Genomic DNA, 26,596 nt, shown 5'->3' with positions numbered 1-26,596 from the left:
AGCTTTGAATTTCTCAATTGGCGCCAATTTTTTCTCTTTTGGCGCCATTCCGTGTAAACACCAAGACGGTTCGGAGCACCCTGAAATCTATGGAAACGATGGTGCGTGCCCGCTCGCTCAACGGCTACTTCCAGGTCGTGCGGCGGCTCGGTTTCAACCCGCAGGAGGCGCTGCGGCAGGTGGGGCTGGACCCCGCCAGACTGACCGATCCAGAGCAGCTCGTCTCGGTCGTGGCGACGTGCCAGTTGATGGAGATCACCGCCGCTAACGCCCCGTGCCCGACGCTCGGGCTGCAGATGGCCGAGGCGCGCCAGGAACTGGATTTCGGTGTGCTCGGGTTGTTGCTCGCCCACAAGCGCACGCTGCGCGAGGCGCTGCAGGCCATCATCCAGTACCGCCACCTGCTGAATGAGGCGCTGGCGATCTACCTGGAATCCGACGGCGACATGGTGGTCATTCGCGAAGAGGTGATCACCGAGACGCCGGTGCCGCTGCGGCAGGCCAACGAGCTGGCCGTCGGCGTGCTCGCCCGGACGTGCAGCGCGCTGCTGGGGGTTCACTGGAAGCCGCGAAGCATCCACTTCTCACATGCCGCCCCCAGCGACGTCAGCCTGCATCGGCGCGTGTTTGGTTGCCCCATCGTGTTCGGCAGCGACTTCAACGGCATCGTCTGCGCGGCTGCCGATCTGGAGACGCCCAACCCTGCGGCTGACCCGGCCCTCGTGCGTTACGCGGAGAGCCTTGCCGAGCCGCTCAATGTATCGGCGCAAGAGGCGGTGGTGCAGGACGTGCGTCGGGCGATCTACCTGCTGCTGCCGCTGGAGCGCGCCTCGGTGGAGCAGGTGGCGGACCACCTCCACCTGAGCGTGCGGACCTTGCAACGCCAGTTGGAATCGGCTGGCATGACGTTCTCTGACCTGGTGGAGGAGGTCCGGCACAACCTGGCCGTTCGTTACATGGCGAACCCGAGCTACCGGATCGGGCGGGTAGCTGCGTTGCTCGGCTATACGCGGCAGGCGTCGTTCACGCGCTGGTTCATCGCCCACTTCGGCATGACGCCGCGTGCGTGGCGCGATGTGCAGCGCGGTGATCGCGGTGCCGACGCGGCTCAGGCAGGTTCAAGCCCGGCCGACGTATCGTCCGCACGCGGCTGACGCGCCAGCCGCACCGCGGGCGATTGCAGGATGCACAGCAACTGCAGTGCAAAGCCCGCCGCCGCCATCAGCAGGCACGCCCCCGCACCAGCGTGTGCGGCAAGCCACGCGGCCATTGCTGCGCCGATCGGCCGAGCGCCATACGACATCACATTCACTGCGGATACGCGCGCCAGCAGCGTGGGCGGCGTTACCGTTTGCCGAAGCGTCGTCGTGCTCACCACCCACAGAATCGGCCCACAACCCAGCAGAAAGAACCCCGCTTGTGCCAGCGCGGGCCACGGCTGCCAGAGCGTGGCCGCAAGAAGCACACCGCCCGCCAGTCCGCACACCGGGCCAGTCGCCACCACATGGCCGAAGCGCCAGCGCGCCAGAATGCGCGCGGCCAGCAGCGCGCCGATCACCATGCCCGCGCCGTACATGCCGAGCGTCATCCCAATCGCTTGTGCAGAGAGGTTCAACCGATGCGCCGCATACGGAACGAAGATGGCAAACACCATGAAGAACGCCATGGTGAAGACGCACTGCGTGATGAACACCGGCCGCAGCAGCGGATGGTGGAACACGAAGCGCGCGCCCTCGGCAATGTCGCGCAGCGGGTGCGCCGCGTGCCGCGCCACGGGCTCCGGAGCCGTCACACCTGCCAGCAGCGCCGCAGCCATGGCGGACAACGCCGCCGCCAGCGCGAATGCTGTCATCGAGCCGGTCCAGCCGATCAACGCACCGCCGATAGCCGGCCCGCACGCAAATGCAATCGTGCGCGCCAGCTCGATGCGGCCGTTTGCGCGCGCAAGCATCGCTGCCGGCACGAGCGAAGGCACCAGCGCTGGCGCCGCCACGCTGAACACCACCGTGCCGCACACCGCAATAAAGCCCAGCACGCCCAGCGTTGCCAGGTTCAGCCGCCCCGCCACCAGCAGGCCCGCCACAACAAACAACGCCAGCGCGCGCACCGCCTCTGCGCCGGCCATCAATGCGCGTTTGGGCCAACGGTCCGCCAGCATGCCCACGGGAATGGCAAACAGCACAAACGGCAGCGTGAGGGCCACCTGCAGCCAGCTCGCTGTGCTGGCGTCGGCATGCAGGGTAAGCACCGCAACCATTGGCATGGCGGCCAGCGCAATCTGTTCGGCCGACTGCGCGGCCAGGTTCGAGGCCGCCAGCCGGTTGAAGCCCGGCGGCAGGCGGTCGACAGCAGAGTCATGGGGATCGGACATCGCACACTCCTGAAAATGTTCACTTCAGGGTACGGACAGCGATGCCTGGAAGCGCTCCGCTTCTTGCGGGCGAACTCGGAACTCGTAACTCGGAGCGTGATTACAAGATGGGGGCGAACAGTTTGGCCACGTGCATGATCACGCGGCGCAGCGGGTGTGCACGTTCGTATTCGTCGCGGCCAACGCGAGCGGCTTCGGCAAAATCGACTTCGAGCATCTGTGCGACGTCATTGGCGAAGCGCGGGTCGGCGGTCATGATCATCAGCTCGAAGTTCAGGCGGAACGAGCGGTTGTCGAGGTTGGCGCTGCCCACGGCGGCGGCCTCGTCGTCGATCAGCACGACCTTCTGGTGCAGGAAGCCTGGCAGGTAGCGGTAGATTTTCACGCCTGCGCGGATCGCCTGATACGCGTACAGCGTGGAGGCCAGGAACACCATGTGATGGTCTGGCCGTGACGGGATCAGGATGCGCACGTCCACCCCGCGCAGCACGGCCAGGCGAAGCGCGGCAAACACAGCTTCGTCTGGTATGAAGTACGGCGACGTAATCCACAGCCGCTTGCGCGCCGATTGAATGGCTTCCATGAAGAACAGCGAGCAGGTTTCCTGCTTGTCTGCCGGGCCGCTAGCCACCACCTGACAGACCATGTCTTCCTCAGGCCGCAGTTCTGGCACGATCAACTGCGGCACTTCGCGGGCGGCCCAATACCAGTCTTCGGCAAAGGTCAGCTGCAAGTCCATCACCGCCGCACCGACGATCTCGATATGCGTGTCGCGCCACGGTGCGAGCGGCGGCTTTTCACCCATGTATTCGTTGCCGACGTTGTGGCCGCCAACGTAAGCGCGCTCGCCATCCACCACCACGAGCTTGCGGTGGTTGCGGAAGTTGAGCTGGAAGCGGTTGACGAACCCGGCGTGTGTGGAGAACGGCTTGGCCTGCACGCCGCCTTCAATGAGGCGCTGCACATAGCGGCGGGGCAGCGCGTGGCAGCCGATGCTGTCGAAGAGAAAGTACACCCGCACCCCGGCACGTGCGCGCTCGAGCAGCAGTTCGGCCAGGCGGCGGCCGAGCGTGTCGTCATGCACGATGAAGAACTGGACGATCAGCACGCGCCGCGCCTGTGCAATCGCCGCAAAGATGGCATCGAAGGTTTCCGCGCCGTTGACGAGCAGACGCACGCGATTCCGGGCCAGGCACGGTGTGCCGGTCAGGCGCGGCAAGGCCTGCATGCAGGTGTGCTGCGGCGCGACCACGCTGGATTCATGGTCGCGCAGGCGGCGCCAGTCGTCGGAGAGGGTGATTTCGCGCAGGCGGGCGTTGTGAAAGCGTCGCGCATCCACATAGCCGGCAAAGGTGCTTCGCCCGAAGATCAGATAGGGGATCAGCGTGAACTCCGGCAGCGTGACGAGCGAAATGGCCCACGCGATGGCACCCTGTGACGTGCGCACGGTCAGCACGGCATGCATGGCCGCGAGCACGCCCACGCAGTGCACAAGAAAGAGGAAAGTGGCAAATGCCGTGGTGTTGGTCAGCATTGAAGGCAGTGGGGGGAAACGGCACACCGTTGGCCATTTTGACACGCTCGGGGTGGCGTCGGATAAACACGGATATTGCCCCGGCTGATATCTCGCGTAGTCTGGCCGTGGCGTCGGTTCAGGCACGCCACATGCTGGTGTGAAGTAGACGTCCTCTCGACCTGCCGTACCCAACACAACATCGAACATGCAAGGGCACCCGAGGAACCTCCCGATCGCGTATCTGCGCGCCTGGTTTGCGTGTCTGGCCATCGCGCTGGTGACGGATTGCGCAAGCTTGCCGGAACACGTCGATCGCACCGTGACGACGGCGCTGCCCAATGCCGAGTCGGCCACCTCGCTCGGGCGCCTCGCACAGTCGAATGCGCCCTCGGCGGATGTGTCCGGCTTCCGGCTGATCCCGTCGGGCGAAGAAGCCTATGCCACGTTGCTCACGCTGGCCGACCGGGCCGAGCGCACGCTAGACTTGCAGTACTTCATCATTGCGAGCGACAACAGCGTGCGCGAACTGATGCGCCATGTGCGGGCCGCTGCCGACCGCGGGGTGCGCGTACGCATGCTGGTCGACGATCTGCACAGCGATGGGCGCGATCTGGCATTTCTCAAATTCTCGTCGCACAAGAACATCGACGTGCGGCTGTTCAACCCGTTTCCGGGCGGGCGGATGTCGAACGTCACACGGTACCTGAGCGGTGCCGCTGAGTTCCGCCGCGTCAATCGGCGCATGCACAACAAGGCCTTCATTGCTGACAACGCCCTGGCCGTGACGGGCGGGCGCAATCTGGGCGCTGAATATTTCACGCAGAACCAGACCACCAACTTCGTCGATCTGGACGTGCTGGCCGCGGGGCCGGCGGTGCGCCAGTTGTCGTCGGCGTTCGATGCGTACTGGAATAGCGAATTTGCCTATCCGGTGCAGGCACTGGCGCCCGAGCCGAGCAAGGCGCATCCGCCCGAGCCGAGAGAGGGCAACTATCCGCCGCCGGTGACGATGCCCAACCGGCCTGAAGGGCCGCCGCAGCATATCGATGTGCCGACCCGGCCGATCGACATGGGCTCCGGTTCGGCCAAGCCGGCATCCGATCAGACGATCTCGCAGCTCGAGCAACGCCGCAACCAGACCGATCTCGCCAGCCCCGCGCCGGAGCAGCCCTTGCCACTCAAGCCTGCCCCGCGCGATTGGTTCCTGGCTGATCAGATCGCCCGTGGCCGCCTGCGCCTCGAGTGGGCGCCCGCGCAGGTGATCGTCGATCGTCCAGCCAAGGTGTCGGGTGACGAGGTGGAACCTGGCGGCGAGCGCCTTGCCCAGACGCTTCTGCGTCTGGTTGACGAGGCCAAGCGCGAGGTGGTGCTGATCTCGCCGTACTTCGTGCCGGGCAAGCGCGGCGTCGAGGTAGCCAAGCGCCTGCAGGATCGGGGCGTGCGGCTGCGTGTGCTGACCAACTCACTGGCAGCGACCGACGCGCCCATCGTGCATGTGGGTTACGCGAAATATCGCGGCGCGCTGATCGACGACGGTGTCGAACTGTACGAACTGCGCCCGACGCTGGGCGATCGCCCGAAGATGTTCGGCACGTTCCGTTCGTCGCAGGCAAGCCTGCATGTGAAATCGATCGTGGTGGACCGCAGCACGCTGTTTGTCGGCTCGATGAACATCGACCCGCGCTCCATCGGGCTGAATACGGAAACGGGGTTGATCATCCGCAGCCCGGTGCTGTCGGATGCAGTAGCCAAGCTGTTTGACGATTCGGTGCGCGACAGCGCCTACCGGGTGACCAAGGACGACGGCCACTTGCGCTGGACCACGCATGAGAACGGCAAGGAGATCGTCGTCGATCACGAGCCGGAAGTGGGCCTCGGCCGCCGGACGTGGATCCAGATGTTGGCGCCATTTACCCCGGAAGAGCTCCTGTAGCGGCTCCAAAAGAAAAAACGCCGCGAACTTGCGGCGTTTCTCATCTCAAGCCAGGGGCTCCCCCCGACCGTCCCTTTATTACATCTTCTGCTTGGTGTTGTCAGCAGCGTTTTCCAGCTTCTGGCCGCCCGTCTGAATGTCCTTGCCCATGCCGGCCATCGTATTGCAGCCTGCCAGGACGACGCAGCCCAGGGCCAGCAGCGCGATCAGTTTCTTCATCTCGATCCCCTAGTGAGCCGTGCGGTATCCCGCACGATGTTTGCGTAATTGCCACCCCAACGGTGGCGCAACCCGCATTTTAGTGCCACCTCGCGCACGCGGGTGCGTCGGCCGCATCTTTTTTACTTCTTGCATATCACTTGCGGCGCATTCCGGACATTCGCGGTGATGCCCTCTATTTCCGCCGTCGCCTGCCGTTAGCACCTTTGGGAGTGAACAGGGTGCCTGGAGAGGGGCGCGGGAAGACGATCTCTGCGCCGCACGGCCCAATCATGCGGGGGAAAACAATATGTGGAAGTGGATGGATACGAGCATTCGCACGCGGCTGACGTTCCTGGTCGCGGTATTTGCAGTCATGATTGCCGTGGTGGGTTTCGCCGGTATCACGACCGGCCGGGCCACCAATGAAGATTTGCGCGCCGTGTATCTGGAAGATGCCAAGGGCCTGGACCTGCTGGCAAAAGACACCATCAACCTGCTGTGGGCGCGCATCCACCTGACCAATTTCGATGCGGTCTCGTCGCCTGAAGAGCTCAAGAAGCTGCTGTCCGATGCGCACACGATGGTCAACACAGCCAACGATGCCTGGGCCCAGTTCATGAAGCTGCCGATTCCCGATGCGGACCGCGCCCAACTGCAAGCCGCCGACGCGGCGCGCACCAAGTTCGTCAAGACCGCGCTGGAGCCGGCCATCGCCGCACTGGAACGCAGTGACCTCACCACGTACCGCGAACTGAACACGAACCTGGTGCCGAAGCTGTTTGTGGATTACGACTCGGCGCTCGGCCCCCTGGTTGGGGCGCGCTTCAAGTACGGCCAGCAACGCTTTGATCATTCCCAGTCGCGCTATGCGATGAGCATCTGGATCTCGGGTGGCTTGCTGGCCGCCGCGCTGGTGCTGTCGGTGGTGGCGCGTGGCGTGCTTGGCCGCACGGTGGTGCGTCCGCTTGAGCGCGCCATTCAGGTGTTCGAACGCATGGCATCGGGCGACCTCGCCGCGCGCATGGAAGGCCAGACCGCTGCGGGGCGCCGCGACGAAACCGCACGCCTGATGCACGCCGTATCGTCCATGCAAACGAGCCTGCAGCAGATCATCGGCCAGGTGCGCACGGGCTCGGATTCGATCGCCAGTGCCACCAAGCAGATCGCCGCCGGCAATGCCGACCTGTCGCAGCGTACCGAGCAGCAGGCCTCGTCGCTGGAAGAAACGGCGTCGAGCATGGAAGAGCTGACGAGCATCGTGAAGCAGAACGCCGACAACGCGCGTCAGGCAAGCACGCTGGCCGTCAACGCTTCGGATATTGCCGTCAAGGGCGGGGAAGTCGTGGGCCGCGTGGTGGACACGATGGCTGGCATCAACGAAAGCAGCCGAAAGATCGCCGACATCATCGGCGTGATCGAAGGCATTGCGTTCCAGACCAACATCCTCGCGTTGAATGCCGCGGTGGAAGCCGCACGCGCGGGCGAGCAGGGCCGCGGCTTTGCGGTTGTTGCCGGTGAAGTGCGCAGCCTTGCACAGCGCAGCGCCACGGCTGCCAAAGAGATCAAGGAACTGATTGGCGATTCGGTGGGCCGCGTGCAGAACGGTACGACCCTCGTGGCCGAAGCTGGCACGGTGATCGACGAGGTGGTGGTGGCCGTGCGCCGCGTGACCGACATCATGGGCGAGATCAGCGCTGCGTCAGAAGAGCAGAGCAGCGGCATCGAACAGGTCAATCAGGCCGTCACGCAGATGGATCAGGTGACGCAACAGAATGCAGCGCTGGTCGAACAGGCTGCTGCGGCGGCGGAATCGCTGGAAGAGCAGGCGGAGGCGCTGCGTAGCGCCGTGGCGGTCTTCCGCGTCGAGCACGCATAAGCAGCACGCGCGCAAGCACCAATGCCCTTCCGCCGTGAAAGCGGGAGGGCATTTTCTACGGCATCAGATCGCGTGCGCGCTCGGCAATCACGTCTTGTGTGTCGTCGATCCAGCGAGCAGGGAAAGGCTGCGAAAGCAGGTAGCCCTGGATCACGTCGCACCGGCAGGCGCGCAATGCGTGGAGCTGCGCGGCGGTTTCCACGCGCGTGGCGATGACGGGCACGCCCGCGCCATGCGCGGCAGTCACCAGGCGCTGCAGCACCGCGTGATCGCTCGCGTTGGTCACTGCGTTGACGATGGCCTGATCGAGCTTGACCTGATCGGGGCGGAACGTTGCCAGGCAATCAAGGCTGTGCGCGGTGGCGCCAAAATCTTCCACTGCCACGCGTGCGCCGCAGGCGTGCAGAGCTTCCACGGCTTTCTGCGCCGAACCGTTGGCACGATGCAGCGTGTGTTCCGATATTTCAAAGACGAGGCGTGTGGCCGGAACCGCGTGGCGCGCCGCAATCTCGCGCACCACGTCGCTCAATTGCGGATCAAGCAGCTGCGCAACCGACAAATTGACGGCTGCATGCACGCCTAGCTGGTGCCGGCTGTTGCGTCCCGCGCGCTGGGATTCCTCGCGCAGCAGCCCGGCCAGCATCTGGGCGGCGTTGTCGAGCACCCAGTGGCCCACCTCGCGAATGTCGCCCGTCTGCTCCAGGATCGGCAGAAAATCGGCAGGCGCCACGACTCCCAGTTCCGGTGAAATCCAGCGCAGCAAAAATTCGTAGCCGACGATCCGGCCGTCGGTCAGGCTCAGTTGCGGCTGCAGGTTCAGGCTGAACTGACGGCGCGCAAGCGCATGGCGCAGCCGGGCGGCCAGGCGTGGATGCTCGGCGGCGGCGTCGTATCCATCAATGGCGGCGGTGTTCCCGCCCGAGATCGGAGGCATGGCCGCCGGGGCATACAGCGCCGGGCTTTGTTCGGCACCGTGCTGGACCCCGTAGAGCGCCCGGTCGGCCTGTTCAATCAGCCGCGCTGCATCGGAAGGCATGGTCTCAAAAAGCGTCATGCCGATGCTGCACGAGCAGACCAGTTCGTAACCATGCGTGATGAAAGGTCGCGTGAGTGCCGCGGAGATCCGCCGCGCGAGGTCGTGCACGTCTTGTGCCGAGACGAAATCTGCGCAGGCAACGGCAAAGGTTTCAGGGCCGACGCGCCCGACGATGGGTGCGATGCCATTCGCTGGCGGCACGCTCAACGCTTCAAGCCGCGATGCACATTCGACGATGACCTCGCGCGCGGCCAGCGGCCCGAGCGTGTTGGTGGCCTCGGCAAAATGGTCGAAGCCGATCAGCAGCAGTGCGCCGATTGCATCCTGGCGTGCGGGTTGCGGCATGGCAGCCAGCAGCTGAACGAATCGTTCGCGGTCCGGCAATCCGGAGATTGGGTCCAGACTCGATGGCGCGGCAGACCTTGCGCGGCTCATAAATGGGGATCGTCCTGCAAATGCCTTTAAAACGGAAATACGTGCACTCGGCGCACTTTCAATTGTATAGCTTTGTCACAAGCTCGCCTTCTGCATCATAAGCTGAAAACCGGCCATGGAGGCCGCTTCCGGGCATGTTTTCGGGTGCGTCCGGCAGGCGGTTTTAACGTTTAACAGCAATTAAGTCTGATCAAAAAAAGTCGAATATCAGGTCTGTCTGCACGTTACACCATACGCTGGCCGCCCCAAAGCAGCTGTTCATAGATAAAGCACTGCAGCAGCATTTTTTGAGCAGCGACCAATTCGATGAATTCCACGCCGTATTGGTAAACGTTGGGCAGATCGGCCGGCTTCTCACTTCGCACGAGGGCCGCGGCCACCAGTTCGGAGTGGTAGTCGCGCGTTTTCACGCGAAAGCGCAGACGCGCCGGCGCGCCGCTCACTTCCAGCCGATGCGCGGAGCGGAATGACGCGCCCGTGGTGCTGATGTCGGAGATATGGATCATGCGCGGCGGGTCGCCGCTCACCAGCATCTTGCCGACCACGTTGGCACGCACGCGCAGCGATTTGCGCAACGTGCGGTTCTTGATCCGCCGCGGTGGTGACAACACGACGTATTCGAACGGGATGCGGCACACCCCCATCACCGTGCATTCGAAACTGGCAATGCCCTCGCCCGAGAATGCGTGGACTTCCACCAGCTCGTCCTTGACCGGCATGACCGTGCGGCCGTTGTCGGTTGGCATGGTGATGAGCAGATGGCGCTGCGGGCTGTAGCCCATCACGCGCGCGGCTCCCTTGGTCTGGCCGGCGCCCGCGGTCAGGCGCACGGTCAGCATGCCGCCGGGGCGCAAGCCCAGCAGCTCCATGGCGATCGTGCGTTCGCCGTCAGGGTCGTCGCCCATGTCGGGGAACATCGTGTTCGGGAACTGCGTATTTGCAAACGCGGGTGCAGGCGCGGGCGTGCCGTCCGCCAGACGGTGCGGGCGGTGCAGCGTGCACAGCAGGTCGACCTCCTCCGGGGAATGGATGACGTCGCCCTTCGGGACGAGCAGCTGCCCGTCGGCGTCAAGCATCGGCCACGGCAGGGGGATCGCAAGCGGAATGTCGAGAGGTTGAAGTTCGAGCATGGCAATAGGGGAGCCAACAGCCGCGCACGGCCCCACCGGTTTTATACGGCCAAATGTTGCATAACTTTAAGCGCGCTTATTGTGCGGGGTGCGTGGCACGCTCGTTGCGACCCCGCAGCCATGATCGAGCACAATGTCGGTTCCAAAGTGGATGGGGTGGGCACGCGCATGGCGTCTCGGCGGCATTTCTGGGCGGCGGTGGAGCAGTTTGCGCGCTATGTCGTCATCGGCGGGGGCGCGACGCTGGCGCATTATGTGGTGCTGTTCGGGCTGGTGCAGGTGGGCGTCTCGCCCTGGCGGGCGTCGGTGGCAGGCAGCGTGATCGGGGCCACGCTCAACTACTTCATCAGCCGGCAGGCCGTCTTCAACAGCACACGCGGGCACGTCGGCGCGATGGTGCGGTTCGGCCTGGTGGCCTTTCTTGCGCTCGGTTGTAACGCGACCATCATGGCCATCGGTCTGGGGATTGGCCTGTATTACCTGATCGCGCAGGTGTTCGCCTCGGCCATCACGGCCATCTTCAACTTCCTGCTGCACCGTTACTGGACGTTTCGTGACGCCGACGCAGTCGGCGCGCCAACTGAGCCGCAGCCGACCATCGTGCCGGAGCGGCCCACGCATCACGGGCCCTGAGCGGCCCTGCCCAGATTAATGTCGGCTTGCCACGCTGTGCAGGCCGGCCGTGGTTTCCGTAACAAACGTCACTTCGCCGATGCCGTCAGCAGGCGGCGTGGGGGCACCGTCACGCAGGCGCTCCACCACGAGGTGTACATCGATTACATCGGCCACACCGGATGCCTCCAGCGACACAAGTGCGGCCAGCTGCGCAATCGCAAACGTATCCGCGAGTAGCGGCGTGTCGTCGTGGAGATCGCCGGCAACGCGTGCAGGTGAGGTGTTGCCGGTAGCGCGCGTGCGGTGCTGTGCCGTCTCACGGGCGCGATAGGCGAAGTAGGCGTCGGCAAAGTGCACGCGGTGCGCGTCGAATACGCGCACGGCGGCGGTAAGGGCGTCGTCCACCCAGGCTGGATCGATTGGTGCCGTGCCGGGCTCCGTCCCTTCGGGTAGGCCCGCGAGCTTGAGCGCATACCGATGCGTCTGCGTGCCGGGGGCGACAAAACTCAATTCCATACAACCTCCCACAACCGCGTGCGCTTGTGCCGCGGCTCGCCGTGTTTGAATTCGCCCCCCCGAGCGATATTGAAGAATAGTAACGGAGCGGGCCGTTTGCGCGTTTCGTCCTTCCGGATGAGGTTGAGCGGCCTTGTCTTAACCTTAAGACATTCACAATGTGGAGATTGGGTGCCACCCACGTGGCAAACGGTTGCGTGCCGGCGGCGTCTGTGCGACCTAACCGAACGGCTAACTGCTTCGCCCAGGGGGCCGGTGTACAGTTATCGGGTGTCTGGCGACGCCGGGCAGCTGTCGACAATCGACGTCGACAAACGCAGACGGGAATGACGCGGGGCGCGTTTCCTTCGCGTCATCTCGCGCACATGGGGACCCAAAGCGGGCACGCGGTCCATGTCCCCTCGCGGGAAGGGATTGCCCCGTTAACTCGCGGCTTCTATAGTCCGCCTCGATTCGTGCGCTTGCAACGCACCTAGGTCTGCCATTACCCGCCGCCAACTGGGCCACGCAGACCACGAGACCGGTTACGGGGATCACGCCAACTGCCACCGCGCGCCTAACGCAACGATTGCGTCATGGGGCACCGGCGGTGCGATGGCCATCATATCAACCACCCCCCGGGACTGCCGCATTCGCGAAACAGCATCGCCATGCTTGAGGACCACCACTTGTACAAGGCTGCGATCGAACATTCGCCGATAGGAATCGGCCTGTGCGCGCCGGAGGGTCGCTTCCTCGACGTGAACCGAGCGCTGTGCGCGCTGACCGGCCACGAAGCGCAGGCGCTGCGCGCGCGCGATCTGTTTGACCTGTGCCACCCCGACCACACTGAACGCACACGACATGGCGTTGAATCGCTGCTCGCCGGTCAGCGCGACACGCTGTCGATGGAAACGCGCCTGGTCCGCCAGGACGGCACCACCGTCTGGGTGCAGACCGACGTGGCGGTGGCGCGCGACGACGGCAATGAGCACCTTGTCGTGCAGATGCAGGACGTGACCGCGCGGCGCCTGGCGCTGGAATCGCTGCGCGCGTCGGAGCAACGGCTGGCCTATGTGCTGGACGGCGCGGGGCTGGGTACGTTTGACTGGTCCACGCGTGCACGGCATGTGTCGTTCAACCGTCGGACGGCCGACATGCTCGGCTACGAGCCAACGGATCTGTCCAACGATCCGGATGCCTGGTTCGCCATGGTGCATCCGCAAGACGCGGCCTTGAGCGCGCGACGCATCTATCGCCATATGCGCGGCGATGCCGACAGCTTTGAAGTTGAACAGCGCATGCGCGCGCGCCATGGTCAATGGATCTGGGTGGCGGCGCGCGGCCGCGTGACCGAGCGCGATGCCCGCGGCACGGCCACGCGCGTGAGCGGCACGCTGCTCGACGTGACACAGCGGCGCACGGCGCTGGACCGGGCGCACCACCTCGCGCTGCACGATCCGCTGACGGACTTGCCCAATGCACGTTTGTTGCGCGATCGCCTGTTCGTCGCCATTCAGGCGGCACGTCGCGCGCGCGGCCAGGTTGCGGTCGTGTTCATCGATCTCGATCGCTTCAAGCCCGTCAACGATGAATACGGCCACGGGGTTGGCGATCTCGTCCTGAAGGCTACGGCCATGCGGTTGCGCAGCGGGCTGCGTGCCTCGGACACGGTGGCGCGCCTGGGCGGCGATGAGTTTGTCGCCGTGCTCACGCATTGCGCCACGCGCGACGATGTGACGCAAACCGTCGAACGCCTGATCGAAGAATTGCAGACGCCGTTCCGTGTGGAAGGCCATGTGCTGTCGATGGGCGTGAGCGCCGGCGTGGCGCTGTATCCGACCGACGGGCATGACGCGCAGACGCTCATCCGCAATGCCGACGCTGCGATGTATGAAGTCAAACGCGCCGGCGGCAACGGCGTGGGCTTCCATGCCTCGCTCAATTACGAGCGGCTGATGGGCATGCGATCGCGCGATCGCGATCTCGACGGCGACGCGCGTTGATTCACCGCCGCACGCCAAAACAAAACGGCCCGCCGCAGGGCAGGCCGTCTTTCTTCAAGCGTTGCAAACGCTCAAATCTTAGAACGTGTAACGCAAGTAAAGCTCGTTCAGGTCCGTGCCCGGATTCGGGCGCTTGATCGACGCGTTCGACAGGTGTTCGAAGCGGTAGCCCATTTGGAATTGTTGCTTGCTGCCAAAGGCCACGCCCACGCCGATCATGTCGGAGAACTGGAAGGCCGTGCTGAAATAGTGCTCGTTGGACGTGCTGACGTGCGACAGCAAGCGCGGGCCGACACCAGCCTCGATGAACGGTACCCACGAGCCGCCGCGCTTTTCAAGCCGGAACAGCGGCGTCACGCCGAATTCGGTGATGTTTTGGCGGTTGGTGCCCTTGGTCGAGCGCCACTGGCCCAGCGCGACTTCCCAATCCAGATTCACGAACCAGCCTTCCGGGTTGCCCCAGTGGAAGCCCGAGTCGAAGTCGAGGTCGACGCCGTATTTCTCGATGCCGTGCTTGTTGTCTTTGCCATAGATGACGCGCACGGACGGGTCAGCCTGAGCGGGCAGGGCGGCAAACAGCGTGGCGGCGCCCAGGGCGGCAGCCAGCAGCTTGGCGGAACGGGGAAGCGCGGATCGGATCATCAGAGAGAGCAGAGTCAGTTGAGCGGCGCGCGTGAATCGGGGCAACTGCGTCGGCAACCACGCGCGCGGCGGACATGGTGGCTGGCAAACAGACGGCCTGGATAGGACCGGGGCGGCTTGCAAGGCATCGGGCGACGCAATTTGCGCGCCCGATGCTGCATCAGCCGGCCCGGATGGTCGGGGCGGTCTGAAATAAAGTCCGTCGATTATAGGGGGAACTATCCGACTGCGTGCGGGCTTACGCACAAGGGGACATTGCCGGTGGCGAAATGTTGTCGGCCACCGGCAACAAAAGAAGGGTTATTGCGCGGCAGGAACGGATGCCGGTTGCAGTGCCGCCTGGCCAACCACCGGCACTTCGCCGTGCCACCCGCCGCCCAGCGCCTTGACCAGCAGGACGGCTGCCGAATATTGCTTGCCTTGCAGCGTGAGCAGCGTGCGCTCGGCATTGTAGGCCGTGGCCTGCGCGGTGATGACTTCCAGGAAGCTCACCGTGCCCGCGCGATAGCGGTTCAGATTGAGTTGCGCGGCTTCCTGCGCGGCCTTGACGGCATCGGCCTGCACGCCAAATTCCTGCGTCTGCCAGCGAAGCGCGGCGAGGTTGTCTTCGACATCCTGGAACGCGCCCAGCACCGTCTGGCGATATGTTGCGACCGACGCGTCATAAGCAGCGCCGGCCTTGTCGACGGCGGCTGCACGCGCGCCGCCATCGAACAGCGTGGCGGCCAGCGTCGGGCCGATCGACCAGACGCGGCTCGGCAGCGTTGCCAGGCGCGTCAGCGTGTTGGCAGCCAAACCTGCCGATGCGCCCAGCGTGAGCGTCGGGAAGTATGCAGCCTTGGCCACGCCGATCTGCGCGTTGGCAGCGGCCATGCGGCGCTCGGCGGCGGCGACGTCAGGGCGGCGTTCCAGCACGGCCGATGGCACTTCGAGCGGAATGGCGGGCAGGGCAGGCAAGTCGGCCGCGCTGGCAGCGGTGGCCGGGGCCAGCGAGAATTCCGCCGGCGGTTTGCCGATCAGCACCGCAATGGCGTGCTCAAGCTGCGCGCGGGTGACTTCGGTATCCAGCAGCAGCGCCTGCGACTGCTTAAGCTGCGTCTGCGCGGTCAGCACATCCGACCGCTGCGCCACGCCCACGGCGTACTGGTTTTGCGTGAGCTTCAGGAAACGCTCGTAGTCTGCAACCGTGCGTTGCAAGACAGCCTTCTGGGTATCCGTGACACGCAATTGAAAATAGTTCTGCGCAAGCGTTGCCTGCGCGGACAGCAAAGCGGACGACAAATCACCGACACTGGCTTGCGCGCTGGCCTTGTTGGACTCCACCGATCGGCGGATGCGGCCCCACAGGTCCAGTTCCCAACTGGCGTTGAGCGAAAGGCTTTGCGAGTTGAGCAGGCTCGGGTTGCCGGTCGACAGGCTGCCGTCCGGGTTGACCGAGGTGCGCACTGAACGGCTGCGTGTGGCCGAGGCACTGGCACCCAGCGTGGGGAAGAACGAAGCCTGCGCCGATTGCACCAGCGCCTGGGCTTGCCGGTATTGCGCCTCGGCCACCAGGATGTTCTGGTTGGCGGCGGCCACCTGTTCTTCCAGCGCGTTCAGTTGCGGGTCGTTGAAGATCTCCCACCACTTGCCGCGGGCAATGGCGTCGCTCGGGTCGGCGACTTTCCAGTCGCCGGCTTCTTTGTATTGCTGCGGCACTTCGGCGGTGGGGCGCTTGTAATCGGGCCCGACCGCGCAGGCCGAGACGAGCGCGCACGCAGCCAGCGCGAGCAATGAGGTACGAAGGGCTTGAGTGCCTCTTGTCATGTTCAGCTTCCTTGCGAATCCAATGCGGGCAGCGGTGCGTCTTTGCTGCGGCCGGCGCGACGCAGGCGCAGCCGGTCGAGCGCCAGATAGACCACCGGCGTGGTGTAGAGCGTGAGGATCTGGCTGACCAGCAGCCCGCCAACGATGGAGATGCCCAGCGGCGTGCGCAGCTCCGCGCCGTCGCCATGGCCGAGCGCCAGGGGCAGGGCGCCCAGCAGCGCGGCCATCGTCGTCATCAAGATCGGCCGGAAGCGCAGCACGCACGCGTGGAAGATCGCATCCGCGGGGCTCATGCCCTGGCTGCGCTCGGCCTCCAGCGCGAAGTCGATCATCATGATCGCGTTCTTCTTGACGATGCCGATGAGCAGAATCACGCCGATCAACGCGATGATCGAAAAGTCCGTGTCTGTAATGATGAGGGCCAACAGCGCCCCGACACCGGCTGAGGGCAGTGTCGACAGAATCGTGATGGGGTGGACGTAGCTCTCGTACAGCACGCCCAGCACGATGTAGATGGTGATGAGCGCAAACAGGATCAGCACGGGCTGGCTGGAGAGCGAATCCTGGAACGCCTTGGCGGTGCCCTGGAAGCTGCCGTGCACGGAGGACGGCACGCCGATGCGGTTCATCGCGTCCTGGATGTCCTGCGTGGCACCCGACAGCGAAGCCCCTGGCGCCAAGTTGAACGAGATCGTGCTCGCCGCGAATTGCCCCTGGTGGTTGACTGCCAGCGCCGTGTTGGTCGGCTCGTAGTGCGAGAAGGTCGACAGCGGCACCTGCGCACCTGTTGATGTGATGAGGTAAATGTCCCGCAGGCCGTCGGGGTTCTGCCAGTACTGCGGTGCGGCTTCCATCACCACACGGTACTGGTTGAGCGGGTTGTAGATCGTCGACACCTGGCGCTGTCCGAACGCGTTGTTCAGCGCGTTGTCGACATCGCTCGGATTGATGCCCAGCGACTTCGCCTTGTCGCGGTCAATGACGAGGGAAGTCTGCAGGCCCTTGTCCTGCGTATCGGTGTTGACGTCTGTCAGCGATTTCACCTGCGTGAGTGCCTGCTTGATTTTCGGATCCCACGCGCGCAGCTCGTTCAAGTCATCGGCCTGCAACGTGTATTGGTACTGCGCGTTGCTCGCCCGGCCCCCCACGCGGATGTCCTGTACGGATTGCAGGAACAGGCTCGCTCCTGGCTCGCGCGCCAACTTGCCACGCAGGCGATTGATCACCTGATCGGCAGAGAGTTTTCGGTCGGCCAATGGCTTGAGCTGGATGAACATGAAGCCGCTGTTCCGCTGGCTGCCTCCCGTGAAGCCGACGACGTTTTCAACCGCAGGGTCTTGCTGGATGATGTGGATGAAATCGGTCACCTTCGTGCGCATGGCCTGGAACGAGATGGCCTGGTCTGCCTGGATGTTGCCGATCACGCGGCCTGTGTCCTGCTGCGGGAAGAACCCTTTGGGTACGATGATGTACAGATAGACGTTCAGGCAAACCGTCGCAAACAGGATCAGCAGTGTGAGCCAGCTGTGCCGCAGCGCCCACGCCAGCGAGTTGCGATAGATGTCGAGCAGGAAGGTGAAGAAGCCTTCGGTCTTGCGGTGGAACCAGCCGTGTTCTTCCTCGGCGGCGGGCTTGAGCAAGCGCGCGCACATCATCGGCGTGGTGGTGAGCGACACCACCAGCGACACCAGGATGGCGACCGACAGCGTCACTGCAAACTCACGGAACAGCCGCCCCACGATGCCGCCCATCATCAGCAGCGGGATGAACACCGCAATCAGCGACAGGCTCATCGACACCACGGTAAAGCCGACCTCGCGCGCGCCCTTGAGCGCGGCCTGCATGGGCCGCATGCCGTTTTCGATGTGCCGCGAGACGTTCTCGAGCACCACGATCGCGTCGTCCACGACAAAGCCTGTCGCTACCGTCAACGCCATCAGCGAAAGGTTGTCGAGGCTGTAGCCGCACAGGTACATCACCCCGAATGTGCCGATGAGCGAGACCGGCACCGCCACGCTCGGAATGAGCGTCGCCCGCACGTTGCGCAGGAACAGGAACACCACCATGATCACCAGCGCAATCGACAGCACCAGCGTGCGCTCCACATCCCTGAGCGAGGCGCGGATGGTGGGTGTGCGGTCCATCATCACATCGAGGTTGATCTGCGCGGGAATGGTGTTGCGCAGGTACGGCAGGATGTCGTTGATGCGGTCGACCGTGTCGATGATGTTGGCGCCCGGTTGCCGGCTGATGATGAGCAGCACCGACGGCTTGCCATTGGCCGAGCCATAGTTGCGGATGTCCTGCACGCTGTCACTGACGCCTGCCACGTCAGCCAGCCGCACCAGCGAGCCATTGCGCCACGCGACGATGAGCGACTGGTATTCGGCAGCCTTCTTGGCCTGGTCGTTGGCGTAGATGGTCCAGACGCGTTCGCCGGATTCCATCATGCCCTTGGGCTTGTTGGCGTTAGTGCTGGCGATGACGGTGCGCACGGTCTCCATCGAGATGCCGTACTTGTTCAGTGCCATCGGGTTCAGCTCCACCCGCACCGCCGGCAGCGACGCACCGCCGATGGTGACCTGGCCGACGCCGTTCACTTGCGACAGCTTCTGCGCAAGGATGGTCGAGGCCGCGTCGTACAGCTCGCCGCGCGACTTGGTGTCGGACGTCAGCCCCACGATCATGATCGGCGCATCTGCCGGATTGACCTTCCGATACGTCGGGTTGCTCGGCAGGCCCGAAGGCAGCAGGCTGCGCGACGCATTGATGGCCGCCTGCACGTCGCGCGCAGCGCCGTCGATGTCGCGCGACAGGTCAAACTGCAGCGTGATCCGTGACGAACCGAGCGAGCTGGACGAAGTCATCTCGGTAATGCCAGCGATGCGGCCGAGTGATCGCTCCAGTGGCGTCGCCACAGTGGCTGCCATGGTCTCAGGGCTGGCGCCCGGCAGCGACGCGTTGACCGAGATGGTCGGAAAGTCCACCTGCGGCAGCGGCGACACCGGCAGCAAGCGGAACGCCGCGATACCGGCCAACGCCACGCCGATGGTCAGCAGCGCCGTGGCAACCGGCCGGGCGATGAAGGTGGCGGACAGATTCATCGCGGTCCGCCAGACTGATTGGTGCCCGCAGCGCCGTGGCGTCGGGCAGCACGGCGCGCGCGCCAGTCACGCAGGCGTTCGCCCAGGTTGTCGAAGGCCAGATAGATGACTGGCGTGGTGAACAGCGTCAGCACCTGGCTGACCAGCAGGCCGCCCACCATCGTGATCCCCAGCGGCTGACGCAGCTCGGAGCCCACGCCGGTGCCCAGCATCAGCGGCAGGGCACCCAGCAGGGCGGCCATGGTCGTCATCAGAATCGGGCGGAAGCGCAGCAGACACGCTTGGTGGATGGCGTCGCGCGGGGTCATGCCCTGCTCGCGCTCTGCTTCCAGCGCGAAGTCGATCATCATGATCGCGTTCTTCTTGACGATACCGATCAGCAGGATGATCCCGATGATCGCGATGATGCCCATGTCCTTGCCCGATACCAGCAGCGACAGCAGGGCACCCACGCCGGCCGACGGAAGCGTCGACAGGATCGTCACCGGGTGGATCGTGCTTTCGTACAACACGCCCAGCACGATATACATCGTGATGACGGCTGCGAGGATCAGCCACAACTGATTCGACAGCGACGCACGGAACGCCAGCGCCGCACCCTGGAAACTGGTTTGCATGCTGGCCGGCAAGCCGATTTCCTGTTCGACGGCATTGATCGTGTCGACCGCCGCACCTAATGAGGCACGCGGCGCCAGGTTGAACGAAATGGTCGCGGCCGGGAATTGCCCCTGGTGGTTCACCACCAGCGAGCCCGGTTGTTCCACCACCGTGGCAAACGCGCCCAACGGAATCTGTTGGCCACTGCTAGAGGCCACGTGCAGGTCGTACAGCGATTGCGGCCCAAGCTGCATCTTCGGGTCCGTTTCGAGCACTACGCGGTATTGGTTCGATTGCGTGAAGATGGTCGAAATCAGGCGCTGGCCGTAAGCGCTGTACAGCACGCTGTCCACCGCTGCCATCGTGATGCCGTACACCGCGGCCTTGTCGCGGTCGACCTGCACGTAGGCGCGCAAGCCGTTGTCCTGCAAGTCGCTCGCCACGTCGCGCAGTTCGTTGGTCTGCTGCAGGCGTTCAACGAGTTTCGGCACCCACTTGGAGAGGTTGTTCGGGTCTGGATCTTCCACCGTGAACTGGTACTGCGTGCGGCTCACGCGATCTTCAATCGTCAGATCCTGCACCGGCTGCATGTACAGCGAGATACCCGCCACCTTCGCCAATTCGGGCTGCAGGCGCTGAATGATCTCGGTGGCGTCGGCGTCGCGTTTATCTTTCGGCTTGAGGTTGATCAGCATGCGGCCGCTGTTGAGCGTGGTGTTCACGCCATCCACGCCGATGAACGACGACAGGCTCTCGACCGCAGGGTCTTTGAGCACGACCTCGGCCAGCTTCTGCTGCCGCTCGGCCATGGCCGAGAACGAAATCGACTGCGATGCATCCGAAATGCCCTGGATCACGCCGGTGTCCTGCACCGGGAAGAATCCCTTGGGCACCACCACATACAGCAGGCCTGTCAGCACCAGCGTGCCGATGGCCACCAGCAGCGTGGTCTTCTGCCGGTCAAGCACCCATTGCAGCATGCGGCCGTACCGCGCGATGACGTTGTCGAAGAACGCGCCCGCAGCGTGATAGAAGCGCGATTGTTCAGCTTCAGGGATGTGCTTGAGCAAGCGTGCGCACATCATCGGCGTGAGCGTGAGCGACACCACGGCCGAGATCAGGATCGATACCGCCAGCGTGATCGCAAACTCGCGGAACAGCCGCCCGACCACGTCGCCCATGAACAGCAGCGGAATTAGCACGGCGATGAGCGAGAACGTGAGCGAGATGATCGTGAAGCCGATCTGCTTGGAACCCTTGAGTGCGGCTTCCATGGGCGGGTCGCCCTCTTCGATGTAGCGGGCGATGTTTTCGATCATGACGATGGCATCGTCGACCACGAAGCCGGTGGCAATCGTGAGCGCCATCAGCGTGAGGTTGTTGATCGAGAACCCGGCCAGGTACATCACGCCGAACGTACCGACCAGCGACAGCGGCACCGCCACCGCCGGAATGACCGTGGCTGGCACGTTACGCAGGAACAGGAAGATCACCATCACGACCAGCGCCACGGCCAGCATCAGTTCGAACTGCACGTCTGATACCGAGGCGCGGATCGTTGTGGTGCGGTCGGTCAGTAGCGCTACCTCTACGTTGCCGGGCAGTGTTTCTTTCAACTGTGGCAGCAGCGCTTTGGCACGGTTGACCACCTCGATCACGTTGGCGCCAGGCTGGCGCTGCACGTTCAGGATGATGGCGGGGGTGGTGTTGGACCACGCGGCCAGCTTGCTGTTTTCGGCGCCGTCAACGATCTGCGCCACGTCGGTCAGGCGGATGGGCGCGCCGTTCTTGTAGGCGACGATCATCTTGCCGTACTCGGCGGCCGACTTGAGTTGATCGTTGGCGTCGATGGTGGAGGCGCGCATCGGGCCGTCGAAGCTGCCCTTGGCGCCATTCACGTTGGCGGTGCCGATGGCGGTGCGGATGTCGTCGATCGACAGCCCGAGCGCGGCTAGCGCTGACGTATTGGCCTGGATGCGGACGGCCGGGCGCTGCCCGCCGCTGATGCTGACCAGGCCAATGCCCGGCAACTGCGACAGCTTTTGCGCGATGCGCGTGTCGACCAGGTCTTCCAGCTTGGGCAACGGCATCGTGTTGGAAGTGATCGCCAGCGTGAGGATCGGCGCGTCGGCCGGGTTCACCTTGCTGTAGATCGGCGGCATCGGCAGGTCGTTCGGCAGCAGGTTGCCGGCCGCGTTGATGGCCGCCTGCACCTCCTGCTCGGCAATATCGAGCGAGAGGGACAGATCAAACTGCAGCGTGATGACCGAGGCGCCGCCCGAGCTGGACGACGTCATCTGTTTCAGGCCGGGCATCTGCCCGAACTGCCGCTCCAGCGGTGCGGTGATGGACGAGGTCATCACGTCGGGGCTGGCACCCGGGTACAGCGTTGTTACCTGGATGGTCGGATAATCGACCTCGGGCAGCGCAGAGAGCGGCAGCATCCGGTACGCCACCAGGCCCGATAGCAGGATGGCGACCATCAACAGCGTGGTCGCCACGGGCCGGAGGATGAAGATTCGGGAGGGATTCATGCCAGCTCGGAACAGAAGACTTCGTCAGGCGAGTGCACGCAATGCACGACTCACGGCTTACGGCTTGGCAGCCGGGGCACTTGCGGCGGGTGCCGAAGCGTCACCCTGGCCACGGCGATGACGCCCGCCCTGATGGGCCTGGCCGGCCGCGGGTGCGCTTGCGGCGGCGGCACCCGGCTGAATCACCTCCACCGGCGAGCCATCGCGCAGCTTGTCTGCACCGTCGATCACCACACGCTCTCCGGGCTGCAGGCCTTGCGCAACCGACACGCGTTCCTCTTCGGTCACGCCCAGCTTGACCACCCGCAGCGCCACCTTGTTGTCTTCGCCGATCACGTAGACGAAGGTGCCCTGCGTGCCGCGCTGGATGGCTGCGCTCGGCACGATTACCACGTCGCGTAGCGTATCTACACGCATGCGCACGTTCACGAACTGATTCGGGAACAGCATGGCGTTCTGGTTCGGAAACTGCGCACGCAGCTTGACCGTACCGGTGGTGTTGTCGATGGTGTTGTCCACCGTCATGAGCACGCCGCGCGCGAGCTGCGTGGTCTGGCCGCGGTCCCAGGCTTCCACCTGCAGCTTGTCGCCGGACTGCAGGCGCGGCATGACCTTGGGCAGGCTGTCTTCAGGAATGGAATAGATGACGGTGATCGGGTCGATCTGCGTGATGACCACGATGCCGTTGGTGTCCGAGGCGTGCACGATGTTGCCCGGATCGACCTGGCGCAGGCCAACCCGGCCCGACACCGGCGCAGTGATGCGCGTATAGGAAAGCTGCACGCGGGCGTTGTCGACGTTGCCCTGGTCCAGCTTGACCGTGCCGTCGTACTGACGCACCAGCGCTGCCTGCGTATCCACCTGCTGCTTGGAGATCGAATCCTGCGAGAGCAGCGTCTGGTAGCGCTGCAGGTCGAGCTTGGCGTTCTGCAACAGCGCCTGATCGCGCGCAAGCTGACCTTCCGCCTGGGCAAGCTGTGCCTGATAGGTGCGCGGGTCGACCTCGGCCAGCAGGTCGCCGGCCTTGACGGTCTGCCCCTCCGTAAACGCCAAGCGCACGAGTTGGCCATCTACACGTGTCTTGACCGTCACGTTGTTGACTGGCGTGACATTGCCCAGCGCCGACAGCACCACGTTGATGTCGCCTTTGACGGCCGTGCCGACCATCACAGGCATCGGCTTGCCGGCCATGGCCGCGCCGCGCCCACCGGGGCCACCTCGCCCACCGGGGCCGCCCGCGTTGCGGTACTTCGCGTGATAGACCGCATAGCCGATCAGCACCAGGATAATGATCACCACCCAGATGCCCCAGCGGCGGCGCTTGCCACCCTCGCGCGGGGGCGGCAGCAGCGTTGGAGACACCTCGTTGGGCGTCTCCTTCCCCTCGTGCGTACGGCGGCCGGCGTCGTCAAACTGGCCGGGCTTCTGGTCCTTGGGATCGGACATGTTGGCGTTCCTGTTCTTAACAATATGGGGACGAGCGCACATGATAGCTGGCGCCCATGCCAGTCAGACCGCAGCTTAAAGGCAACGTCTTTGCGAAGAATTAGTCGCGCAGCGGGTTCTATTACGGCAGATTACAAACCCATCGCGGTGTTACCGGGCGAAACAATATGGTGAAAGCGCGCGCGATTCGTGGTGGCCACAATCGCTATCATGAGCACACCTTCCTGCGCATACCAGACACTCCACCAGACAGATGAGCGGCACCAAGATCCTGGTCGTCGATGACGACGTCGAACTGCGCGACCTTCTGCGCGAATACCTGACCCAGCAGGGTTTTGCCGTTTCCGTGCTGCATGACGGCGATGGGCTGGGCGCCCGGCTCGAACGGGAGCGCCCGGCCCTTGTCGTGCTCGACCTGATGATGCCCAAGGTGGACGGCCTGTCCGCCCTGCGCGACCTGCGTGCCCGCAACGACGACGTGCCCGTCATCCTGCTCACCGCTCGCAGCGATGAGATCGATCGCATCATCGGCCTGGAAATCGGTGCCGACGACTATCTCGGCAAGCCGTTCTCGCCTCGCGAGCTGCTCGCCCGTATCAACGCGGTGCTGCGCCGGCGTCTTTCCGTGCCGGCCTCCGCACCAGAAGACCGCGACAGCTTCAGCTTCGGGCCCTTCAAGCTCAACTTCCGCATGCGCACGCTGTTTCGTGGCGACAGCGCATTGTCCATCAGCGATACCGAATTCGCGCTGCTCAAGCTGCTGATCGGGCATGCGATGCAGGTGCTCACGCGCGAGCACATCGTCGAGCTGATGTACGGGCCGGGCAGCGGTGTGTCCGACCGGGGCATCGACGTACAGATCTGGCGCCTGCGCCGCGTGCTGGAAGAAGACGCCCAGCGCCCGCGATACATCCAGACCGTGCGCGGCCGCGGCTACACCTTCGTGCCGGACGAGCGGGAAGAGGCCAATGAAGTTCAAGGCTAGATTCGACACGCTGTTCGGCCGGCTGGCGGTGCTGATCGTGGTGGTGCTCGTGCTGAGCCACTTCTCGTGGCTGGGCGTGCTGCGCGCGGAGCGCCGCGAGCGGCAGTTCCAGGCGTCGGTAGATCAGATGGCGTTCCAGTTGCAGGCCTTCCAGGCGGCGATGGACGGCCATCTGCATGTGAAACTGCCCGATCTCGTGACCGAAACTGATGAGCCGCCCTCGGGCGACGCGTCTTCGGCATCGGACAAGTCTGCGGAGTTGGTGCGACAGCTTGCGCGCCGTTTGCCATCCGACACGCAGTTGCGGCTCGAAGTGGGCCCCACGCCCCGCGTGTTCGTGCGCTTTTCGCAGCGCAACAAGTGGATTGCCATGCCCCTGGTGTGGGTGCATGCGCCGCCCACCATCTCGGCCGTGGTGCCGGGCGTGATGGTGGTGTTGGCGATTGCCATTGCGTTCTCGCTGTTTGCGGCGTGGCAGATCCAGCGCCCCGTGCGCGAGCTGGCCGATGCTGCCGGGGCGTTAGCCCGGCGCCGCTACGTGGCGCCGCTCAAGGAGCGCGGCCCGTACGAACTCCGGCAATTGACTGACCAGTTCAACCATATGGCAACTGACTTGTCGGCCGCTGACGAAGAGCGCAACACCATGCTGGCTGGCATTGCGCACGACCTGAAGACGCCGCTGTCACGCCTGCGCCTGCGTGCCGAAATGCTGGCCGACCAGAAGGCTGGCGCCGGTATCGAACGCGACGTCGAGTCCATGTCGGCCATCGTCGAACAGTTTCTCGCCTATGCGCAAAGCGGCGACAGCGAGGCGCGCGAGGTGTCGGTCGATCGCCATCTGCGCGGCCTGGTGCAGCCCTTTGCAGAGCACGGCAAACATGTCGCGCTCGATCTCCATGCGGGAGACCGCTTCCGCCTCAAGCCGACGCATCTGGAGCGCATCGTCGTCAACCTGCTCGACAACGCGTTCGCGTATGGCGCGGAGCCGGTGAACGTGCGCACCGCGGCGGACGAAACCGGCTATACGCTGACGGTGGAAGACCACGGCGCTGGCATCCCCGCTGCCGACTTTGACCGCGTCATGCGGCCCTTTGTGCGCCTGGATCCGGCGCGTGGCGGCAATGCGCATTGCGGGCTTGGGTTGGCAATCGTCGATCGGCTGGTGCGCCACCTGGGCGGGGATCTCGCCGTCGGGCCGGCGGATGTGGACGCGCCGTCGCCGGGGTTTCGCGTCACCATGCGGTTTCCGGCCTCAACAGCGGCGGCTTGATCGCCCGATCGCTCGACTGATTGCCCGACTGACACATGGGCAAGCGATTGCGTGAGCTATCCTAGGCGAGGCAAGCACGCTTGTTGCGTGCGTTCACCAGAACTCCGGGAGGAAAACGCATGAATCGCGCTGTCTGTCTCGTCAAGGATGCCGGCCAAGCCCGCATAACCGCCGCCGTTGCCGCGTGTGTGCTGGCGACGGGCCTGGCGGCCTGCTCGTCGCCGATGCCTCCGTGGCAGCCGCCGCGCACGATTATTCAGCCTGCGCCGCCGCCCGCACCGGCACCTGCGCCGGTGACCACGCTGCCGCCGTCACCGGCCATGCAGCCGGCGCCGTCTCAGCCGCCGGCCTACGCTCCACCGCCTGCCGCAGACACCGAACCCCCGCGCGCAACGCCGGGCATGGCGAATCCGGCATCCACGTATTGCCTGCAGCGCGGCGGCCAACTTGAGTTTTCCACGCGTGCGAACGGGGCTGACGTTGGAACCTGCGTCAGCCCCGGCGGCGACGAATGCGAGGAATGGGCGTTCCTGCGCGGTAGTTGCACGTGGTAAGTCGCGGCAGTTGCCGCAGGCAATAAAAAAGGGCCGCAGATATT

General features: G+C 64.5%; 19 protein-coding genes. 8 read left to right on the top strand and 11 right to left on the bottom strand.

Annotation, left to right across the window (positions count from 1 at the left end; genetic code table 11):
- Nucleotides 1-89 precede the first annotated feature (89 nt).
- Nucleotides 90-1,154 carry an AraC family transcriptional regulator gene (locus tag NKG59_RS02000; RefSeq protein ID WP_253534734.1) on the top strand — a complete coding sequence of 355 codons (1,065 nt, stop codon included), beginning with the start codon at nt 90-92 and terminating at the stop codon, nt 1,152-1,154.
- On the opposite strand, the gene NKG59_RS01995 is transcribed toward NKG59_RS02000, so the two are convergent.
- Together NKG59_RS01995 and cls are read right to left on the bottom strand one after the other, a co-directional pair.
- Entirely contained in the window at nt 1,109-2,371 is a 1,263-nt protein-coding gene (locus NKG59_RS01995; protein ID WP_253534732.1) for an MFS transporter, read from the bottom strand. The genes NKG59_RS02000 and NKG59_RS01995 overlap by 46 nt on opposite strands.
- A 100-nt stretch (nt 2,372-2,471) precedes the next feature.
- A complete protein-coding gene (gene cls / locus NKG59_RS01990) occupies nt 2,472-3,905 on the bottom strand; it encodes a cardiolipin synthase (protein ID WP_045201689.1) in 1,434 nt (477 codons plus the stop codon).
- 187 nt (nt 3,906-4,092) lie between these two features.
- Between cls and NKG59_RS01985 the strand changes: the two genes are divergently transcribed.
- Nucleotides 4,093-5,820, top strand: a complete 1,728-nt coding sequence (locus NKG59_RS01985) for a phospholipase D family protein (RefSeq protein WP_253534730.1) — start codon at nt 4,093-4,095, stop codon at nt 5,818-5,820.
- Nucleotides 5,821-5,898: 78 nt separating this feature from the next.
- On the opposite strand, the gene NKG59_RS01980 is transcribed toward NKG59_RS01985, so the two are convergent.
- Nucleotides 5,899-6,039 carry an entericidin A/B family lipoprotein gene (locus NKG59_RS01980; protein ID WP_024978581.1) on the bottom strand — a complete coding sequence of 47 codons (141 nt, stop codon included), beginning with the start codon at nt 6,037-6,039 and terminating at the stop codon, nt 5,899-5,901.
- Between the two features lie 289 nt (nt 6,040-6,328).
- Between NKG59_RS01980 and NKG59_RS26380 the strand changes: the two genes are divergently transcribed.
- A complete protein-coding gene (locus NKG59_RS26380) occupies nt 6,329-7,897 on the top strand; it encodes a methyl-accepting chemotaxis protein (RefSeq protein ID WP_301288030.1) in 1,569 nt (522 codons plus the stop codon).
- 55 nt (nt 7,898-7,952) lie between these two features.
- Here NKG59_RS26380 and NKG59_RS01965 read toward each other — a convergent pair whose 3' ends face one another.
- Nucleotides 7,953-9,368, bottom strand: a complete 1,416-nt coding sequence (locus tag NKG59_RS01965) for a bifunctional diguanylate cyclase/phosphodiesterase (protein ID WP_253534727.1) — start codon at nt 9,366-9,368, stop codon at nt 7,953-7,955.
- A 224-nt stretch (nt 9,369-9,592) separates the two neighbouring features.
- On the bottom strand, nt 9,593-10,498 hold the full coding sequence (locus tag NKG59_RS01960; RefSeq protein WP_253534725.1) for a flagellar brake protein: 906 nt from the start codon (nt 10,496-10,498) through the stop codon (nt 9,593-9,595).
- A 120-nt stretch (nt 10,499-10,618) separates the two neighbouring features.
- Here NKG59_RS01960 and NKG59_RS01955 point away from each other — a divergent pair, with 120 nt between their 5' ends.
- Nucleotides 10,619-11,131, top strand: coding sequence for a GtrA family protein (locus NKG59_RS01955; RefSeq protein WP_253534723.1), 513 nt, complete (start codon nt 10,619-10,621; stop codon nt 11,129-11,131).
- 15 nt (nt 11,132-11,146) lie between these two features.
- Here NKG59_RS01955 and NKG59_RS01950 read toward each other — a convergent pair whose 3' ends face one another.
- Nucleotides 11,147-11,629 carry a hypothetical protein gene (locus tag NKG59_RS01950; RefSeq protein ID WP_253534721.1) on the bottom strand — a complete coding sequence of 161 codons (483 nt, stop codon included), beginning with the start codon at nt 11,627-11,629 and terminating at the stop codon, nt 11,147-11,149.
- A 650-nt stretch (nt 11,630-12,279) separates the two neighbouring features.
- Between NKG59_RS01950 and NKG59_RS01945 the strand changes: the two genes are divergently transcribed.
- A complete protein-coding gene (locus NKG59_RS01945; protein WP_045202215.1) occupies nt 12,280-13,614 on the top strand; it encodes a sensor domain-containing diguanylate cyclase in 1,335 nt (444 codons plus the stop codon).
- A 78-nt stretch (nt 13,615-13,692) separates the two neighbouring features.
- Here the strand turns inward: NKG59_RS01945 and NKG59_RS01940 are convergent, their stop codons facing one another.
- From NKG59_RS01940 to NKG59_RS01920, 5 genes are all read right to left on the bottom strand, one after another.
- Nucleotides 13,693-14,256, bottom strand: a complete 564-nt coding sequence (locus NKG59_RS01940; RefSeq protein ID WP_024978588.1) for an acyloxyacyl hydrolase — start codon at nt 14,254-14,256, stop codon at nt 13,693-13,695.
- Nucleotides 14,257-14,556: 300 nt separating this feature from the next.
- Nucleotides 14,557-16,062 (bottom strand): efflux transporter outer membrane subunit, encoded by a 1,506-nt coding sequence (locus tag NKG59_RS01935; RefSeq protein ID WP_253534718.1) that lies wholly within the window; start codon nt 16,060-16,062, stop codon nt 14,557-14,559.
- A 2-nt stretch (nt 16,063-16,064) separates the two neighbouring features.
- Nucleotides 16,065-19,166 (bottom strand): multidrug efflux RND transporter permease subunit, encoded by a 3,102-nt coding sequence (locus tag NKG59_RS01930; RefSeq protein ID WP_253534716.1) that lies wholly within the window; start codon nt 19,164-19,166, stop codon nt 16,065-16,067.
- The gene (locus NKG59_RS01925; RefSeq protein WP_253534714.1) at nt 19,163-22,297 is read right to left on the bottom strand and encodes an MdtB/MuxB family multidrug efflux RND transporter permease subunit; all 3,135 of its coding nucleotides are present in this window, start codon (nt 22,295-22,297) and stop codon (nt 19,163-19,165) included. Before NKG59_RS01925 ends, NKG59_RS01930 begins: the two co-directional genes overlap by 4 nt.
- Nucleotides 22,298-22,354: 57 nt before the next feature.
- On the bottom strand, nt 22,355-23,743 hold the full coding sequence (locus tag NKG59_RS01920) for an MdtA/MuxA family multidrug efflux RND transporter periplasmic adaptor subunit (protein ID WP_253534712.1): 1,389 nt from the start codon (nt 23,741-23,743) through the stop codon (nt 22,355-22,357).
- Between the two features lie 253 nt (nt 23,744-23,996).
- Here NKG59_RS01920 and NKG59_RS01915 point away from each other — a divergent pair, with 253 nt between their 5' ends.
- The 3 genes from NKG59_RS01915 (at nt 23,997) to NKG59_RS01905 (ending at nt 26,552) form a co-directional block, all read left to right on the top strand.
- Complete coding sequence (locus tag NKG59_RS01915; protein WP_253534710.1) at nt 23,997-24,728, top strand: response regulator; 732 nt, start codon at nt 23,997-23,999, stop codon at nt 24,726-24,728.
- Nucleotides 24,712-25,998, top strand: a complete 1,287-nt coding sequence (locus tag NKG59_RS01910) for an ATP-binding protein (protein WP_253534708.1) — start codon at nt 24,712-24,714, stop codon at nt 25,996-25,998. Before NKG59_RS01915 ends, NKG59_RS01910 begins: the two co-directional genes overlap by 17 nt.
- 119 nt (nt 25,999-26,117) lie before the next feature.
- Nucleotides 26,118-26,552 carry a putative hemolysin gene (locus tag NKG59_RS01905; protein ID WP_253534706.1) on the top strand — a complete coding sequence of 145 codons (435 nt, stop codon included), beginning with the start codon at nt 26,118-26,120 and terminating at the stop codon, nt 26,550-26,552.
- Nucleotides 26,553-26,596 lie beyond the last annotated feature (44 nt).

Source organism: Ralstonia chuxiongensis (assembly GCF_024158925.1).
Classification (GTDB): domain Bacteria; phylum Pseudomonadota; class Gammaproteobacteria; order Burkholderiales; family Burkholderiaceae; genus Ralstonia; species Ralstonia chuxiongensis.
Note: the sequence above shows the minus strand (reverse complement) of the source record. Positions and strands in the feature narration are given on the sequence as shown.